9 protein-coding genes are annotated in these 16,715 nt (G+C 76.3%); all 9 read right to left on the bottom strand.

Going from position 1 to position 16,715, the window contains the following annotated elements; translation table 11 throughout:
• Positions 1-1,015, bottom strand: a 1,015-nt coding sequence (locus OO57_RS17085) for an ACP S-malonyltransferase (RefSeq protein ID WP_033253342.1), incomplete at its 3' end; no start/stop codon positions are given.
• 301 nt (positions 1,016-1,316) lie between these two features.
• Entirely contained in the window at positions 1,317-2,687 is a 1,371-nt protein-coding gene (locus OO57_RS17080; RefSeq protein ID WP_063737582.1) for an MFS transporter, read from the bottom strand.
• On the bottom strand, positions 2,684-3,244 hold the full coding sequence (locus tag OO57_RS17075; RefSeq protein ID WP_234337371.1) for a MarR family winged helix-turn-helix transcriptional regulator: 561 nt from the start codon (positions 3,242-3,244) through the stop codon (positions 2,684-2,686). Before OO57_RS17075 ends, OO57_RS17080 begins: the two co-directional genes overlap by 4 nt.
• Positions 3,245-3,290: 46 nt before the next feature.
• Positions 3,291-7,094: an SAV_2336 N-terminal domain-related protein gene (locus OO57_RS39530; protein WP_051777805.1), complete on the bottom strand. Its 3,804-nt coding sequence runs from the start codon at positions 7,092-7,094 to the stop codon at positions 3,291-3,293.
• Positions 7,091-8,194: an AAA family ATPase gene (locus OO57_RS17060; RefSeq protein ID WP_033253341.1), complete on the bottom strand. Its 1,104-nt coding sequence runs from the start codon at positions 8,192-8,194 to the stop codon at positions 7,091-7,093. The genes OO57_RS39530 and OO57_RS17060 overlap by 4 nt, the downstream gene beginning before the upstream one ends.
• A complete protein-coding gene (locus OO57_RS17055) occupies positions 8,191-10,368 on the bottom strand; it encodes a trypsin-like peptidase domain-containing protein (protein WP_033253340.1) in 2,178 nt (725 codons plus the stop codon). Before OO57_RS17055 ends, OO57_RS17060 begins: the two co-directional genes overlap by 4 nt.
• A 23-nt stretch (positions 10,369-10,391) precedes the next feature.
• Positions 10,392-10,838: a CU044_2847 family protein gene (locus OO57_RS17050; RefSeq protein ID WP_033253339.1), complete on the bottom strand. Its 447-nt coding sequence runs from the start codon at positions 10,836-10,838 to the stop codon at positions 10,392-10,394.
• A gap of 561 nt (positions 10,839-11,399) precedes the next feature.
• On the bottom strand, positions 11,400-13,670 hold the full coding sequence (yicI, locus tag OO57_RS17045) for an alpha-xylosidase (RefSeq protein WP_033253338.1): 2,271 nt from the start codon (positions 13,668-13,670) through the stop codon (positions 11,400-11,402).
• Between the two features lie 192 nt (positions 13,671-13,862).
• A complete protein-coding gene (locus tag OO57_RS17040; protein WP_033253337.1) occupies positions 13,863-16,712 on the bottom strand; it encodes a glycoside hydrolase family 3 protein in 2,850 nt (949 codons plus the stop codon).
• Positions 16,713-16,715 lie beyond the last annotated feature (3 nt).

Raw genomic sequence — 16,715 nt, 5'->3', positions numbered from 1 at the left:
GGACGGGGGTGGGGGCGGGGGTGGGGGCTGGAGGCGGAGTGGGGTGGCCGGTGCGCAAGGAGGCGATCCGGGCGGCGAGTTCGGGGCCGCTCACCCGGCGGGGCAGGGGGGCGAGCGTTCGGACGCCGGGCACCGTCGCGGTCACCAGGCCGCTGAGCACCGCGCGCGGGCCGCACTCCACGAACAGCTCGACCCCCTCCGCGTGCAACAGCCGTACCGCCTCGGTGAACCGGGTCGGGCGCACCAGGTGCGCCGCGACCAGTTCGGCGACCGCGTCGCCGTCCGCCACCCGGCGGCCGAGGATCGCCGAGTGCAGCAGGTGGCGGGTCGGACCGGCCCGCAGGGCGGCCGCCCGGTGGGTGAACTCCTCGGCGACGGCGGCCAGCAGGCGGTGGTGGAAGGCGTACGGCACCTGTAGCGCGGTCGCTCGGACGCCCACCGCCTCCGCCTTCCCCCGGAGCCGCTCCAGGGCCGCCGCCGGGCCGGACACCACGCACTGGCGCGGGCTGTTGTCGGCGGCGACGCCCACCTCCCACTCGCCGAGCCCGTGCAGCAGGGACTCCGTCCGGGCGGCGGACAGCTCCAGCGCCAGCATCCCGCCCGGCTCCGGCGGGCGGGCGGCGAAGGCCTCGTCACGGGCGGCCACCAGCGCCAGGCCGTCCTCCGGCCGGTACGCCCCGGCGGCGGTCAGGGCGACCAGTTCGCCGAAGCTGTGGCCCAACAGGACATCGGGGTAGAGCTGGTGACGCTCTGTCAGGAGACGGAACAGGGCGGTCTCGGCGGCGAACAGCGCCAGGTGCAGGTCGGCGGGGGAGTCCCGCACCAACTCCTCCAGGGACGGGGCCCGTTCGTCGAGCAGGAGGCGGGACGGGGCGGACCGGCCGAGTCGGGCGGCGGCCGCGTCCAGGGTGTGCAGGGTGTCGGAGACCAGGGGCTCGTCCTCGGCAAGCCGGGCCAACCCGCCCGGCAGGTAGGCCCCCTGGCCGGGGAAGACGAAAGCGCAGCGCTCGACCAAAGCAACTCCTCAGCGCAGAGCGACACTTGGAAGAAGGGGAACTCGCGCGGCGGCGCACCGGCCCGCGACGAACGGCGGGGACGGGCGGGGCGGCGGGCGCGGAAGGAGGAGGGGAGGAGCCGGGTGCGGTCGGGCGGTCGCCCTCATGCGCACACGCACATTCAAGTTACCTGTGCGGGTGGCGGCGGTCATCACTCACACGGGTGTGGGGACGTCGGCGGCCCGTTCGATGATCGCTCAGACGGGCGATGGATCAGACGGGCGGTGGATCAGACGGGCGGTGGATCAGGCGAGTGGTGGATCAGGCGAGTGGTGGCTCCGCTGCGGGGGTCGGCGGGCGGCGCACGGCGGGGGTGCCGACCCCGACCAGGACGACGGCGAGGACGCAGAGCAGGCCGCCGCTGACCAGGGCGGTGGCGCCCGAGGTCGCGGCGGCGACCAGGCCGCCGCGCAGGTTGCCCAAGTCCGGTCCGGCCTGCCCGACGATCTGCTCGGCCGCACCGACCCGTCCCAACAGCGCGTCCGGGGTGTGCCGTTGGACCACGGTGCCGCGCGCGACCACGGACACGGTGTCCGCCGCTCCGGCCGACACGAGCAGCGCCAACCCGGCCCACGGGCCCGTCACCAGGCCGAACAACGCCAGCGCGAGGCCCCAGGTCGCGGCGGCGGAGAGCATCACCAGCGACTGGTTCGCCCGCCGGGTGAACGCCCCCGACAGCAGGGACGCGGTGACGCCGCCCGCGGCGATCGCGGTCAGGAACAGCCCGAGCGTGCGCGGCTCCCCGCCGAAGCGCTCCGCGTTGACCAGCGGGAACAGGCTGACCGGCATCGCCAGTACGGTGGAGGCCAGGTCCGTGAGCAGCGCGGCCCGCACGACGGGCGTCCGGCCCAGGAACGCCAGCCCCTCCCGCACGTCGCGCAGGCCCGGGCGGGCGGACGGTGGTTGCGGGGCGGTGGTCGGTTGCGGGGCGGAGGGCGGTTGCTGCGCGGTGGTCGGTTGCGGGGCGGAAGGCGGTTGCGGCCCGGCGGCCGGGCGCATCCGGGGCAGGCGGAAGGCCGCGTACAGGGCGGCCGCGAAGCTCAGCGCGTCGGCCAGGTAGCAGCCGCCCGCCCCGACCCCCGCGACCAGCAGCCCGCCGAGTGCGGGGCCGAGCAGCATCGTCCCCTGGAAGGTGACGTGCCGGAGGGCCAGGCCCGCCGCGACCTGCTCGGCCGGGAGCAGTCGCGGCAGGAACGTCCGGGCCGCCGGGCCCGCGCCCGCGACGAACACCGACTGCACCGCCACCAGTGCGACCACCCCGGCGGTCGGGAGGCGTCCGAGCACCGCCTGCAGCGCGAGCAGCAGTGCGCACCCGGCCTGTCCGGCGGTGGCCAGCAGGTACAGCACCCGCCGGTCCGAGTGGTCCACCAGCGCGCCCGCGAACAGCCCGAGCGCCAGCAGCGGCACCGCCTGCGCCAGGCCCACCGCGCCGGTCCACACCGTGCTGCGGGTGTCCTCCCAGACCTGGAACACCACGGCCACCAGCGCCATCTGGCTGCCGAGGCCGGAGACCGCCCCGCCGACCCACAGCCGCCGGAACGCCGCGGACCCGCGCAGCGGCGCGAGGTCGAGCAGCAGGCGGCCCGCCCCCGTCCCCGCCCCCGTCCGCTTCGCGGCCGCTGCCCGTTTCACCGCCACCGCGGGTCCGCGGCGAGCTTCGCGGTGATCCGGTCGTGGAAGCTCCGGCGGGCGAGGGCCCGTTCGAGGTCCGCGACCACCCGGCTGAGCGGGTACGGGAGTTCGGCCTCCAGCTCGGCGAGCGCGGCCTCGGTGGCCTCCCACTCGGCCGCCAGGCGCCCCACCACCTCCCGCGCCTTTGCGGTCAGCGCCACCCGCTTGCTCCGGGCGTCCGCCCCCGGCGCGGTCTCCACCCAGCCGGCCCGCCGCATCGCCGCGACCTTCTGGCTGAGCGCCGAGTGCGTGCGCTGGACGGACTCCGCCAGTTCGGTGATCGTCATCGGCCCGCGGGCGTGCAGCCGGAGCAGTTCCATCACGAAGCTCGACCGGAGCCCCTCGACGGGGGAATCGGCGTACACCCGGGCGATGTCCGCCTCGATCGCGTCCTGCAGCAGGCGCAGCGGGCGCCACAGGCTCTGCTCGGTGGGGTCGGGGGTGGGGGCGTCAGTGTCAGTGTCAGTGTCAGGGACGGGGACGGGGACGGGGACGGGGGGCAGGGTCGGCTCGGTCACGGGGGCGATCGTAACAGTGCTTGTATAAGTGCTGTTGCGTTTCGTCTCAGGGGGAGGCGGCCGGGCGGGGCGGATCGGCGCCGTCCCCGGGGAGGGGGCTGCCGGTGCGGACCAAGGTGGTGTAGGGGGCGGTGGCGATGCGGGCACCGGGAGGGAAGGGGACGGGCTGGTCGGGGACCAGGTCCTGCCAGGTGGCGGTGTCGGCGGGCCGGTGGCGGGCGCCGATGTCGGTGGCCCGGACGGTGACGGTGCCGTCCCGGAAGGAGACCACCAGGGGGACGCTGTCGGGGGAGAGGGCGAGCGGGAACGAGGCGCCCTCCTCGACGGTGAACTGGGCCGAGCAGAACTGCTGGGCGACGGCCTTGAGGTGGGCGAGGAGCGGACGGGGGCCGACCGGGGTCAGCGGGGTGCGGTGCTCGGCGCAGACGGCGGCTCCCGTCGGGCCGATGCCCGGCAGCGGCGGCGGCGTGGGGCCGGTCGCGTAGCGGGTGCAGAGCGGGATCGGGCACCGCCAGTGGCGCCGGGCGAGGTGGTCGGGGGAACCGCCGAGGAAGGCGGGCCGCTCGACGGCGGGCCGCGGCACGAGTCGGACGATCCGGTCGGGGTCGCTGCGGGGTTCGAGGCGGGAGACCCACGGGGGGACGCGGGGGCCGGTGGGGGTCGGGGCCGGTGAGATCAGCGGTAGGTCGAGGAGGGCGGCGAGTTCGGCCAGGCGTTCCTCGGGGGAGTCGGAGGTCTCGACCAGCTCGTTGTCGATCCAGCTGCGGACGGCCGCGCGGTCCCGCCGGTTCAGGGCGTCCAGGGAGGAGGGGTCGATGACCGCGTGGACGCCGGTGGCCGGGTTCTCGCGGTGGGCGATCAGGGCCCGGAGCGTCGCGTAGACCTGTGCGACGAAGTCGGGCGGGCGGGAGCGGACCAGGGCGGAGAGGTCGAGCAGGGCGTCGGCGGCGCCCGGGACGGTGCTCAGGGCGGCCTGGACCCGGTCCAGCTGGGTCGGGTACGGGGTGGAGCGCGGGGCGCCGAGCCGGTCCAGCGCGGCGGTCGCCGCGACCGACCACCAGCGGCTGCCCGCGGTCAGGGCGAGGTCCAGGACGAGGCGGTAGGCGTCGGCGGCCCGGGAACGGTCGCTCTCCTCGAAGGACGCGCCCTCCTCGGCGGCCTCCAGGATCTCCGCCTCGTTCCGGCCGGGGTGGAGCCGGACCGTGTCGTCCGGCGAGAAGGAGAGCGTCCTGACCAGCAGGACGCGGGCCCGGGCGGCGACGAGGGTGCGGAGGAAGTCGTCGGGCAGCGGTCGACGGGAGAGCAGGACCAGGAGCAGGCGGTCGCGCTGCTCGGACAGGCGGTCCAGGGTGCTGTCGTGCGTGCGGGAGCCCAACAGCACGCTGAGCCTTCCCCACAGCTGGTCGGGGTGCAGGCCGTCGGTCTCGACGACGACCGGCCGGATGTCGACGGCGAGCCACTGGAAGCAGCGCAGCAGCGTGGCCAGTCGCAACTGCGGGGTCCGGGCGACCTCCCGGGGGAGGTCGTCCCTGCTGCCGTGGCCGAGCCAGGACATCAACTCGTCCAGCAGGAAGGAAGGTTCGCGGACCAGCGTCTCGGGGGCGAAGAACGGCAGGACCTGCTCCGCGGCGTCCGCCGGGAGGCCCTCCCCGGGCGGCGGGTCGAGGGAGTCCAGCAGGTCGGCCTTGGTGACGGGCGGGGCGGCGCCGTCGGCGATCCCGGCGATCCGGGCGGCCAGCGCGTGGACGAAGCTCCGGCCGGAGGGGCCGCGGCGGAACAGGAGGGTCAGCAGCGGGCGCCCCGGCGGCGGGGCGGGCGGTTCGGTGCGGAGCGGCTGCTGGTCGACGATCAGGAGCAGGCGGCCGAGGCGGCCGAAGGCGCGGCGGAACTCCTGGAGGGGGACGGGGCGCACCTGGCGGCCGCGGACCGCGGCGAGGCCGTCCGGGAGCAGCAGTTCGGCCTGCTGGCCGAAGGCCGCCATGGAGTGGCCGGTCAGGTAGACCACCACCAGGTCGTCGGGGCCGAGCCGGACGTCCTGCGCCCAGCCGCGCAGCAGCTGCACCGCCTGCTGGTCGCCGCTCAACTCGGGCTGCCGGTAGCCGAGTCGGCCGAACGCGTGGGCCAGCAGGGCGACCCGCTCGAACAGGACCGCGGAGTGGGGCTCGTCCCCGAGGGAGACGGCGACGCCGACGACCGACAGGAAGAAGCGGCGTCCGGCGGTGGTGGACCCGGCCCGTGCCGGGACGGTCGTGCGGGCCCAGGGGCGGGTGTCGGCGGGGAGGGCGAGCGGGCCCGCCGGGTCCGGGAAGGCCGCGGTGAAGCGGGAGCCGACCTCCGGGCGCCGGGTCGCGAGGTGGGCGGAGACGGTCGCGACGACCTGCTCGGCCTCGTCGCGGCGCAGGGTGGCCAGCAGGCGCTCCCGGACGCCGGGCGCGAACTCGTAGGCGCGCTCCAGGGGTTCGGCGGCGGACCGGCCGGGGACGGCGTGCAGGATGCCGCTGAAGACGATCTCGGCGAGGTCGGCGGGCGGGCTGTCCGGCAGCATCGCGGACTGCACCAGCCGCATCACGCCGAAGTTGAGCGGCACGGTCGCCAGCAGCGCGGCGAGCCGGAAGACCCGGGGCTGCGCCTGGGCCAGGAAGGAGTCGAAGTCGCCGACGGGCAGCGCCAGTTGGTGCACCGCGCTCGGCCCGGGACGGCCGCCGGGGCGGCCGTCGGGGGCGAGCAGGACGGCGGGCGCGTCGTAGGCGTGCGGCCCGGCGACGGCGCGGGCCCAGGGGGCCAGCCACTCGGGGGTCAGGCCGAGCACGGGGACGGCGAGGGTGCCGGGCGGCTGCGGGGGCGGGGCCAGGGCGTACGGGGTGAACCGGGGGTGCGGATCGGCCGGGGCGGTGGTGCGGAAGCGGCCCGGCTCGGGGGCCAACGCGGTCTGCGACCACAGGTGTTCGGGCAGGGTGTGCAGCACGGCGGTCGGCCCGGCCAGGGCCCGGCGGCGCAGCGCGGCGCGCAGCCGCGGACCGGCCCAGTCGGGGTGGACGCCGTCGGTGAGGACGAAGGTGGCGGTGCGTCCGGGACGGGCGGTGCCGGAGCCGGTGCCCTCGCCCGGGAGGTCGGGGCCGGTGAGGTGGTGCAGCCGGACGTCCCGGAAGAGGCCGGAGGCGGCCAGCAGCGCGAACAGCTCGCGGGCCAGCGGCTCCCAGAGCGCCGCGCTGTCGCCGCGCGCGTCCACGACCAGTCGCGCGCCGAGCCAGCGGTCCAGGTCGGGCACCAGGACGGGCCACCAGCGCGGGTCGCGGGAGAGCAGCTCGGCGGTCGCCTCCTCGTCCAGCACGGTGCGGTCGGCGGACGGCACCCGGCGCTTCAACGGCCGCAGCGCGCGCGTGAGTTCGCGGCGGCGGGGCAGTGCGTGGGCGGTGCCGACCCGGATCGGCGCGGCGGGGAGCGGCGGGGCCGGTGGCGGAGTGCGCGGGGTGCGCGGGGCGTCCCGGCCGGTCGTCCGGCGGGAGTCCGGGGTGGAGTTCGAGGCGGGGGCCGGGTCGGGGTTCGGGGCGGGCAGGTGGAGCGGGCGGTCGCGGGTGGGCGGCGGGTTGCGCTCCGGGGCCGGGCCGGGCGGGGCGGGGGTGTGCGGCGGGCGGGCGGAGCCCTCGGCGTCCGCGGGGGTGCGGAGGAGCGGCGGCCCGTCCGGTCCGGAGCGGGGCGGTCCGTCCAACTCAGCGTACAGCCAGAGCAGTTCGGCCAGTTCGCGTCCGGTCGGGGCGGGGTCGTCGGTGAGGTCGGTGAGGTCGGTGAGCAGCGCGGCCAGTCGGCGGACGGCGTCCCGCTCCGGGCCGGGGGTGCGGGCGGTGGTCACGGCCGACCGGGCGCGGAGTCGTTGAGGTGCTGCATGACCAGGTCGACCAGACGTTCCCGGTCGGCTCCGGCGGCACCGCCGGACGGGCTCAACAGATAGACGGCGTTGAGGAGTTGGTCGGTGGAGAGCTCGCCCGTCGCGGCCCGGGCGAGGAACGCCCCGACGGCGGCCTCGGCGGCCGCGCCCGCACCCGGCAGGTGGGCCTCGACGATCGCGCGCAGCCGCTCGCCGTCCTGGTGCGCGGACGGCAGGTGCAGCCGGATGCAGCGGCGCAGGAACGCGGGCGGGAACTCCCGCTCCCCGTTGCTGGTGAGGATCACGAACGGGAAGGCCCGGCACTGCACCGACCCGCGGGTCACCGACACGGCCGCCCCGCCGTCGTGCGGGCGCACCGCGACGGTCGGCTGCTGGTCGGCGGCCCGGGTCAGCTCCGGGATCTCGAAACCGCCCTCCTCGAACACGTCGAGCAGGTCGTTGGGCAGGTCCAGGTCGCCCTTGTCGATCTCGTCGATCAGCAGCACCCGGGGCAGCGCGTACGGGGCGAGCGCGGTGCCGAGCGGGCCCAGGCTGACGTACCGCCCGAGATCGGCGAAGGGGGCGGACGGGGCGGGCGGGGGCGCGCCGGGGTCGGAGGTTGCGGCGGCGGGCGTTCCGGGGACGGGCGCTCCGGCGAGGGCGCCGGCGGGGGGGTGGTGGCGGGCCAGGCCGGCGTCCTCCAGGCGGCCGAGCGAGTCGTACCGGTACAGGCCGTCGCGCAGCGTGGTGCGGCTGTTGACGGACCAGCGCAGCACCGGCCCCAGGCGCAGCTCGCGGGCCACCGCGTCGGCCAGGGTGGACTTGCCGACGCCCGGATCACCGCTGACCAGCAGCGGACGGCGCAGGTACAGCGCGGTGTTGACGGCGTCGACGGTGCGCTCGTCGGCCCGGTACGCGGCCCGCCGGGGCAGGCGCCGACGGCCGCCGCCGACCGCGTCGCGGTCCACCCGGGCCAGGGCGCCGTCCGCGCCGCCGTCGAACTCCCGCCAGGGCGGCGGGGGCGGCAGGTCGGCGATCCGGTCGTGGGGTTCGTCCACGCCCTGGTAGATGCGCCAGAGGGTCATCGGGGAAGTCCTTCCTGGGTGCGGGGAGAGGGGACGGAAGGCGGCCCTTCCACGGTGGTGGGCGGGACAGTGGCGGCGGGTTGAGCGGTGGTGGGCGGGACGGTGCTGGCGGGTTGAGCGGTGGTGGCGGCGGGTTGAGCGGTGGTGTCGGCGGGTTGAGCGGTGGTGGTGGCGGCAGGGGCGAGGCGGGTGCGCGGCAGTTGGCGGGCCGGGTCGTCCCAGAGCAGGACCACCTGGTGGCCGAGCGGGGCGTCCTGACCGTCCGGGGCGGCCTGACCGTTCGGGGCGGCCGCGTGCTCGGGTTCGTGCAGTTCGGCCTCGTTGCGCAGGTCGTACACCCGGTCGGGGAGGGAGTCCCGGTGGGTGCCGGTGAGCGCCTTGCGGGCCGCGCGCAGGAAGCGGCCGTCCGGGCAGTCGCCCCGTCCGGGGGCGGCGCAGCCGGTGGTGCAGGCGTCCTGGTCGAGCGGGCGCGGGTCGCGACCGCGCTCCCACAGCATCACCGGCACGCCGGAGGCCACCGCCACCCGGAACGCCCGGGACAGCGCCTCGCCGCGCGGGGCCCCGGCCAGGGCCAGTGCGGTCAGCCCCGGGTCGGTGTTGAACGCGGCGTCCAGCGCCCGGGGGTGCTGGCGGCCGCGCCCGCACACGCACACCAGCGTCCGCTCCAGCGGTTGGACGTCCAGCCGCTCCCAGCGCCTGCGCCAGGCGTGGTGCAGCCGGGGCTCCTGGTGGCGCTCCAGCGGGCGGACCACCAACTGGTGCTTGCGCCCCAGCGTCCACCAGTCCAGCCCCGGCCACAGCCGCCAGTCCGCGTAGTCCTCGTCCAGCGCCTCGTGCGGCAGGACGAGTTCCACCAGCGCGGCCCGCTCGGTCCCGTCCAGCGCCTCCACCACCTCGATCTGCGGCGGCAGCAACTCGGCCAGCAGGGACAGCGCCTGAGGGAGCGTCAGCTCCCCGGACTCGGCCCCGGCCGGGACGATCTCCTCGGCGCTGCGGAACTGCCACACCATCACGTGGTACCGGGTGCGGTCGCGCAGCGAGTGCCGGACCCGGCCGATCACCGAGGGGCGCACCGGGCCGCCCGCCGCACCTGCTCCGACGGCCGCTCCGGTGGGCGTCGCACCGCGCGGGTCCTCGTCGATCCGCTGCCGGGCCGCCTCGCCCCGGCCGGTCTCGCCGGCCCGGATCAGCAGCCGGTCGCGCAGCCCCCGGGCCACCGGCAGCTGGGGCGGCAGGGAGCACACCAGGTCGGCGCAGTAGGCGAGTTCGGGCGTCAGCCGGTCGCCGCCGAGGACGATCCGGGCGGCCAGCTCCAGGTACGCGTCCCGGCGGTCCAGCAGCGGCAGGTCCGGCTCCGGGGTGCCCGGCGGGGCGGCGCGCAGGAACGCGGCCCGCAGCTCGGCGGAGGTGTCCGCGGGCAGCTCGGTGAGCAGCGCCAGGAACGCCCGGTCCGCGGAGCGTTCCGCGCCCGCGCCCGCCCGCTGCCCCTCGGCCAGCGCGTCGGCGAGCGAACGCCACCGGTCGTCGGCGGCGTGGAAGCGGTCGTGCGCGCCCAGCACCCGCCGGTACACCACCGGATCGAGCAGCCGCAGCGCCGACACCGGCACCCCGTAGCCGCCCATCGCGCTGTCCTCCTGCCGGGTGGCCTTCACCACCGCGGCCACCCCGCCCGACCGGTGGCTGAGCACCGGCCCGCCCGACAGGCCCCGGTTGACCTCGCCCGCCACCAGCTCCAGCAGCGCCCGCCCGAACGGACCGGTCCGCCCGCCGGTGTCCAGCACCGCCGTCCGGGGCCCCAGGTCGAGGGTGAAACCGGTGGCCGTCACCTTCGTCCCGGAGGACGGCGACTCCGGATCCAGCCACACGCACGGGTGCCCTACCGGCGGGTCGTCCACCTCCAGCAGCGCCAGGTCCGGGTACGGGTACAGCGCGTACGGGGAACGGTCGGCCGCGGACTCGTCCGGCGCGGCCGCCAGCACCGTCGCGCCGTACGCCGCCGCCCCGTGCTCGACCCGCACCCGCGCACCCGCCGTGCCGCCCGCCACGTGCGCGCAGGACAGCACGTAGCCGGGCGCGACGAAGAAACCGCTGCCGTCCGTCCGGCCGCTCACCCGGACCCGGCAGTGCTCCAGCAGCGCCTGCAGGGCGGTCAGCGGATCGCTGGAGTGCCGCATCACGTGCGCGGGGCCCGCCGCGCTCAGGCCCCGGCGGCCGGGTCGGCGGGGGTGGGGGCGTCGGCGGTGGACTCCCCAGCGGTGGACTCCCCGGCGGTCGGTTCCCCCTCGGTCGGTTCCTCGGCGGCGGGCTCCCCGGCGGGCGGCTGTTCGGCGGACGGGCCGTCGGCGGTCCACTTCAGGGCGACCTTGAAGGTGGCCTTCCCGCCGACACCGGTCAGCGCGGCCACCACCCCGCCGCGCCCGGCGGCCAGCTCCAGCCCGAACTCCACCGACACCTCGTCGGGCCGGACCGCCGCGACGGCGCTGCGCACGTTGGCGGCGACGGCGTGCAGCGATTCCTGCAACCCCTCCAGCCGGGTGGCGAGTTGGTCGCCCAGCCCGCTGTCGCGCGGCCCCGACGGGCCGTCCACCAGCGCCCAGACCGTCTGCCCGTCCGGCATCGCCAACTCGATCAGCTGCTGCTGCATCTCCCCGCCCTCCCCAGGTCGCCGCTCCCCACGGCGGCCCCCATGCTAGAGCGTCCGGCCGGTCGATCCGGGCCGACCGGCCGGAATTCGTCCTGCCGGGTACGGAGGGGCGGGTTCGTGCGGTCGGGACGGCGCGGTCGGGGCGGCGCGGTCGCGCAGCGGGGCCGCGGCGTAGCGGAGCCGACCGGGCGGTCAACTCCCTTCGGGCGGAAGGCCGGAGGGGGCGCGGCGGTGCGACCCCGGGGCCCGGCCGCGGGCGCTCGGAAGACAGCTGCGAAGGCGAACCCGGAGGCGTGGCCGGGGCGGGCGGCGACGGTGTGCAGCGGGGCGCCGGTCTCCCGGAGCGGGCGGGCCGCGCTGGTCATCCGCCACCAGGTCAGGTGGCGCAGCGGCGGCAGCGCGGGCGATCTCCGCGGTGGTGCCGGGGGGCGAGGCGCTGCTCGTGGTGTCGCCCACGGTTCGTGGTCGGGCCATGGCGGCGGCGCCGCGGATCGGGCGGCCCGCCCGGGCGGAGTCCCCCCGGGGGCGCGGCCCCGCCCCCGGGGGAAGTGCGAACGGGCTTCAGGAGAGCGGGAGTTCGGCCTCTCTGGTGCCCGCGGGGAAGGAGTGCAGGCGGCCCGCGTGCCGGAGGTTCCAGGGCTTGGGGCTGTCGGTGGAGACGAGCAGGCGCCCGCCCTCGCGGCGGACGGTGAACCGGGCGGCGGTGCCGGTGCCGGAGCTCTCCGGGACGGCCACCTCGCGCACGGCGCCGTCGGCGAAGGCGTGCACCAGCAGGGTGACGCCGTCGGCCCAGTCGGAGACCGGGCGGGTCTCGTCGGCGGCGAGCGGGACCACCGAGTCGGGGCGGGCCAGCAGCGGGAGGGTGTCGAAGCCGTGCCGCTCGCGGACCCAGCGCGGGCCGGTCACCTCGTCCCCGGTCAGCACGTTCGTCCAGACGCCCTCGGGGACGTAGTACTCCACGGTGCCGTCCTCGGTGAACACCGGCGCCACCAGCAGGTCCCCGCCGAGCAGGTACTGCCGGTCCAGCGGGGCGACCGCCGGGTCGCCGGGGAACTCCAGCAGCATCGCCCGCATCACCGGCGTGCCGTGCAGGTGGGCCTGCTGGGCGGCGTGCTGGAGGTAGGGGGCGAGGCGGTGCTTGAGCCGGGTGAAGGCGCGGGTGACGTCCACCGCCTCCTCGCCGTAGTCCCACGGCACCCGGTACGACTTGGAGCCGTGCAGGCGGCTGTGCGAGGAGAGCAGGCCGAACTGCACCCAGCGCTTGAACACCGCCTCGGTCGGGGTGCCCTCGAAGCCGCCGATGTCGTGGCTCCAGAAGCCGAAGCCGGACAGGCCCAGCGACAGGCCGCCGCGCAGCGACTCCGCCATCGCCGTGAACGTCGACTCGCAGTCGCCGCCCCAGTGCACCGGGAACTGCTGCCCGCCCGCCGTCGCCGACCGGGCGAACAGCACCGCCTCGCCCTCGCCGCGCTCCTCCCGCAGCAGCTCGAACACGGCCTCGTTGTACCGCTGGGTGTACAGGTTGTGCATCTGCTCCGGGTCGCTGCCGTCGTGCCACACCACGTCGGTGGGGATCCGCTCGCCGAAGTCCGTCTTGAAGCAGTCCACGCCCTGGTGGAGCAGGCGGCGCAGCCGCTCGGTGAACCAGGCGGTCGCCGCCGGGTTGGTGAAGTCGACCAGCGCCATGCCCGGCTGCCACAGGTCCCACTGCCAGACCGTGCCGTCGGTGCGCCGGACCAGGTAGCCCTCGCGCAGGCCCTCCTCGAACAGCTCGGAGCGCTGCGCCAGGTACGGGTTGATCCACACGCACAGCTTCAGGCCCTGCTCCTTGAGCCGGGCCAGCATGCCCGCCGGGTCCGGGAAGGTGTCCGGGTCCCAGACGAAGTCGCTCCAGTGGTAGCCGCGCATCCAGAAGCAGTCGAAGTGGAAGACGCTCAGCGGGATGCCGCGCTCGGCCATGCCCCGGGTGAACCGGGTGACCGTCGCCTCGTCGTAGTCGGTGGTGAAGGAGGTCGACAGCCACAGGCCCAGCGCCCACGCGGGCGGCAGCGCGGGACGGCCGAGCAGGCCGGTGTAGCGCGCCAGCACCTCCTTGGGGGTGGGGCCCTGGAAGACCAGGAACTCCATCGACTGGTCCTCGACGCTGAACTGCACCTGTCCGACGGCCTCCGAGGCCACCTCGTACGAGACCCGCCCGGGGTGGTTCACCAGCACGCCGTAGCCGCGGCTGCTCAGGTGGAACGGGACGTTCTTGTACGCCTGTTCGCTGCTGGTGCCGCCGTCGGCCTGCCAGATGTCCACGGTCTGGCCGTTCTTGACGAACGGGGTGAACCGCTCGCCGAGGCCGTACACCGACTCGCCCACGCCCAGGGCGAGTTGGGCCACCATGTGGTGCCTGTCCTCGGCGTCGACGGCGAAGCCGAGGCCGCGGCCGCCCAGTTCGGTGAGCACCTCGCCGTCGGACAGGAACTGCGCCTTCCACGGGCCCTCGGTGTCCACCCGCAACGTCAGCGAGCCGGAACGGAGTTCGACCGCCGAGCCGTCCCGGACGACCTTCCCGGCGCCGTCCGTGCGGCCCACCAGCTCGAACCCGCCGCCGGGGCGCACCGATCCGGCGTGGTGGGTGAACCGGACGGCGATCACGCCCTCCGCGGGGGAGTGGCAGTCCACGGTCAGCAGCGGGGAGTTGAGCGTGTCGGCCCGGTTGGTGACCCGGCGCAGCGGCGCCCAGAGGGTGAACCGGTCCGGCTCGGTGCGGACGTCGGCGACCTCGGCGGCGTAGCGGTTGGTCACGCCCGGGCGCATCAGCCAGTAGCCGTCGGTGAACTTCATCGGGGATCTCCAAGCGGAAGGGCGGGAAGCGGGGGCGGCAGGAGGCGGGGTGCGGCAGGAGGCGGGGGCGGCAGAAGACGGGGTGCAGCGGGAAGCGGGTGCGGCGGGGCCGCGTCCACGGCGGTCAGGTGCCGTGGACGCGGCCCCGCCCGGCCCCGGGCGTGCGACCCCGGGGCGGCGGGCGGCCGTCGCTCAGGCGACGGTGAAGGCGGCGAGCCGGACCGGCCCGCGCAGGACGACCCGCAGGTCGTGCACGCCCTCCGGCGCGCCGGACAGCGCGGCCGCGACGCCCTCCCAGGCGTACCGGCTGCCGGTGGACGGGACGGCGAGGACGGCGAGCACCTTCCCGTCCACCGAGAACTCCAGCTCGGCGGCGTCCGGGCCCTCCAGGGCGACCTCCGCCGAGACCTCCGCGGCGCCGGTCAACTCGACGGCGCAGAAGAGGAGTTCGGCATCCTGGCCGGCGGGGGTGACGGCGTCGCCGCTCTCCCGGGTGGCGTCGACCAGGGCGATGCCCCGGTGCGCGTCGAAGTCCGCGGCCGCGGTGCGCCGGCCGAGGACGGTGCGGGGCGCGGGGGCCGCACCCTCGACGGTCAGCTCGGCGGTGGCGCGGACGTCCTCGGCGGAGGCCGCGGCGAGCAGCTGGTAGCGGCCCGGGTCGACGGTGAACGCGCCGGTGGCGACGTCCCAGTGCGCCAGGTGCGCGGCGGCCGGGAGGTCGAAGACCAGGCGGCGGCTCTGCCCGGGCGCCAGGGTGATCTTCCGGAAGTCGGCGAGCCGGCGGCGCGGCGCCTGGTAGCGGGCCTCCAGCGGGCGCACGTACAGCTGCACCACCTCGGTGCCGCCGCGGGTGCCGGTGTTGCTGACCGTCAGCGCGGCCCGCACCGTGCCGTCCTGGCCGAGGACGCTCTCCTCGACCTCCAACTCGCCGTAGGCGAAGGTGCCGTAGGACAGGCCGTGGCCGAACGGGTAGCGCGGTGCGGCCTCGTGGTACTGGTACGTCCAGCCGGCCTGGATGATGTCGTAGTCCAGCGGGTGCGGCAGCTCGTCGTCGCCGCGGTACCAGGTCTGCGGGAGCCGCCCGGCCGGGTCGGCGTCGCCGAACAGCACGTCGGCGAGGGCGTGGCCGGTCTCCTGGCCGCCGTGCGAGCTCCACAGGACGGCGGGCAGGTGCTCGTCGGCCCAGTCGACGGCGTACGGGTAGCTGCTCATCACGATCAGCGCGGTGTCCGGGCGGACGGCGGCGACCGCCTTGAGCAGGTCCTCCTGGGCGGGCGGCAGGGCCAGGCCCCGGCGGTCCACGGTCTCGCGGCCGTGGATCAGCGGGTGGTTGCCGAGCACGACCACGGCGAGGTCGGCCGCGGCGGCCGCGGCGACGGCCTCCGCCCGGCCGTCGCGCAGCAGTTCGCGGGTGAAGCGCTCGGCGTCGGCGGCGTCCTCGGCGGTGACCGCGAGGGTGCCGGCGGCCGCGTACCGGCCGGTCAGCACGGACTGCAGCAGCACGGTGCCGCCCTCGGCCCCGCCCCCGCCCTCGGCCTCGACCAGGCGGAAGGTCTCGTGCACGTCCCAGCTCTTGATCACGGCCTGGTCGGCGAGCAGCGAGCCGTCCTCCTTGACGGAGAGGAACAGCCCGTTGTCGACGGCGCGCAGGGTGAGCACGCCCAGGCCCCAGTCGCCGAGGTCGAAGGCGGTGCCGTTCAGCGGCTCGCCGGTGGAGGCGGCCCGCAGCAGGACCCGGTCGATGCCCTCGTGCACCGTCAACTCGCCGCCCGCGGGGGCGAGTCGGGCGCGCAGGCCGTCGGCGACGGTGACCGCGTAGGGCAGCGTGCCGGAGTACCAGTCCTCGAACAGCGCGTCGCCGTGCGGGCCGATCACGGCGATCTTCTTCGTCGGGTCGGTGAGCGGCAGCAGGCCGCTGTTCTTCAGCAGGACGGTCGACTCGGCGGCGGCCCGGCGGGCCAGCGCGCGGTGCGGGGCGCTGTCGACGACCTCGGCGCCGATCTGCGCGTACGGGTCCAGCTCGGGGTCGAACTCGCCCATCCGGAAGCGGAGTTCGAACTGGCGGCGGACGGCGAGGTCGATGTCCTCCTGGTCGATCAGGCCGCGCTCGCGGGCGTCCCGCAGCCGGCCGATGACGGTCTCGCTGTCCTCGCCGTGGTCGGTGAAGGAGTCGATGCCGGCCTTCAGCGCGGCCGCGTGGCCCTCGGCGTGGTCGTCGAAGTAGAGCTCCGGGTCGACCAGGTTGGAGGGGGCCTCGGCGTCGGAGACCACGAACAGCTCCCGGCCGGTCGGCTCGGCCCAGCGGCGCAGCTCGGTCTCCAGCAGCGGCGAGACGTGGCAGGGGCGGCCGTTGACCAGGTTGTACGCGGCCATCACCCCGGTGGCCGCGCCGGAGGCGACCGCGGGCCGGAACGCGGCCAGGTCGTACTCGTGCAGGACGCGCGGGCGCAGGCCGGAGGAGCTGGTGCAGCGGTCGTCCTCGTTGTTGTACGCGAGGAAGTGCTTGAGCACCGGGGCGGCCCGCAGGTAGGTGGGGTCGTCGCCCGCGAGGCCGCGGCAGAACGCCTCGCCGAGGCGGGCGGTGTGCACCGGGTCCTCGGAGTAGCCCTCCTCGTTGCGGCCCCAGCGCGGGTCGCGCAGCAGGTTCAGCACCGGGGCCCAGGCCTGCAGGCTGTTCGGGCCGCGGTCGGGGGCGATGGCGGGGGAGCGGTGGTGGTGGAAGGCCCGCAGTTCGATCGAGGTCGCCTCGGCGACCGCGCGGACCAGTTCCTCGTCCCAGCTCGCGCCGAGGCCGACGGCCTGCGGGAACGCGGTGGCGACGCCCAGCCAGGAGACGCCGTGCAGGGCCTCCGCGCCGGTGCGGAACGCGCCGATGCCCAGGCGGGGCACGGCGGGGGCGTACTGGTGGAGCATCGACAGGCGCTCGTCGGGGGAGAGCCTGGACAGCAGGTCGTCGACGCGCTTGTCCAAAGGAAGCGCGGAATCGCGGAACGGGTACCGCTCGGCCGGGGTCTCGGCGGCGGACGGGGACGGGGAACTCAACGG

This window comes from Kitasatospora phosalacinea (assembly GCF_000717185.1).
GTDB lineage: Bacteria > Actinomycetota > Actinomycetes > Streptomycetales > Streptomycetaceae > Kitasatospora > Kitasatospora phosalacinea_A.
Note: the sequence above shows the minus strand (reverse complement) of the source record. Positions and strands in the feature narration are given on the sequence as shown.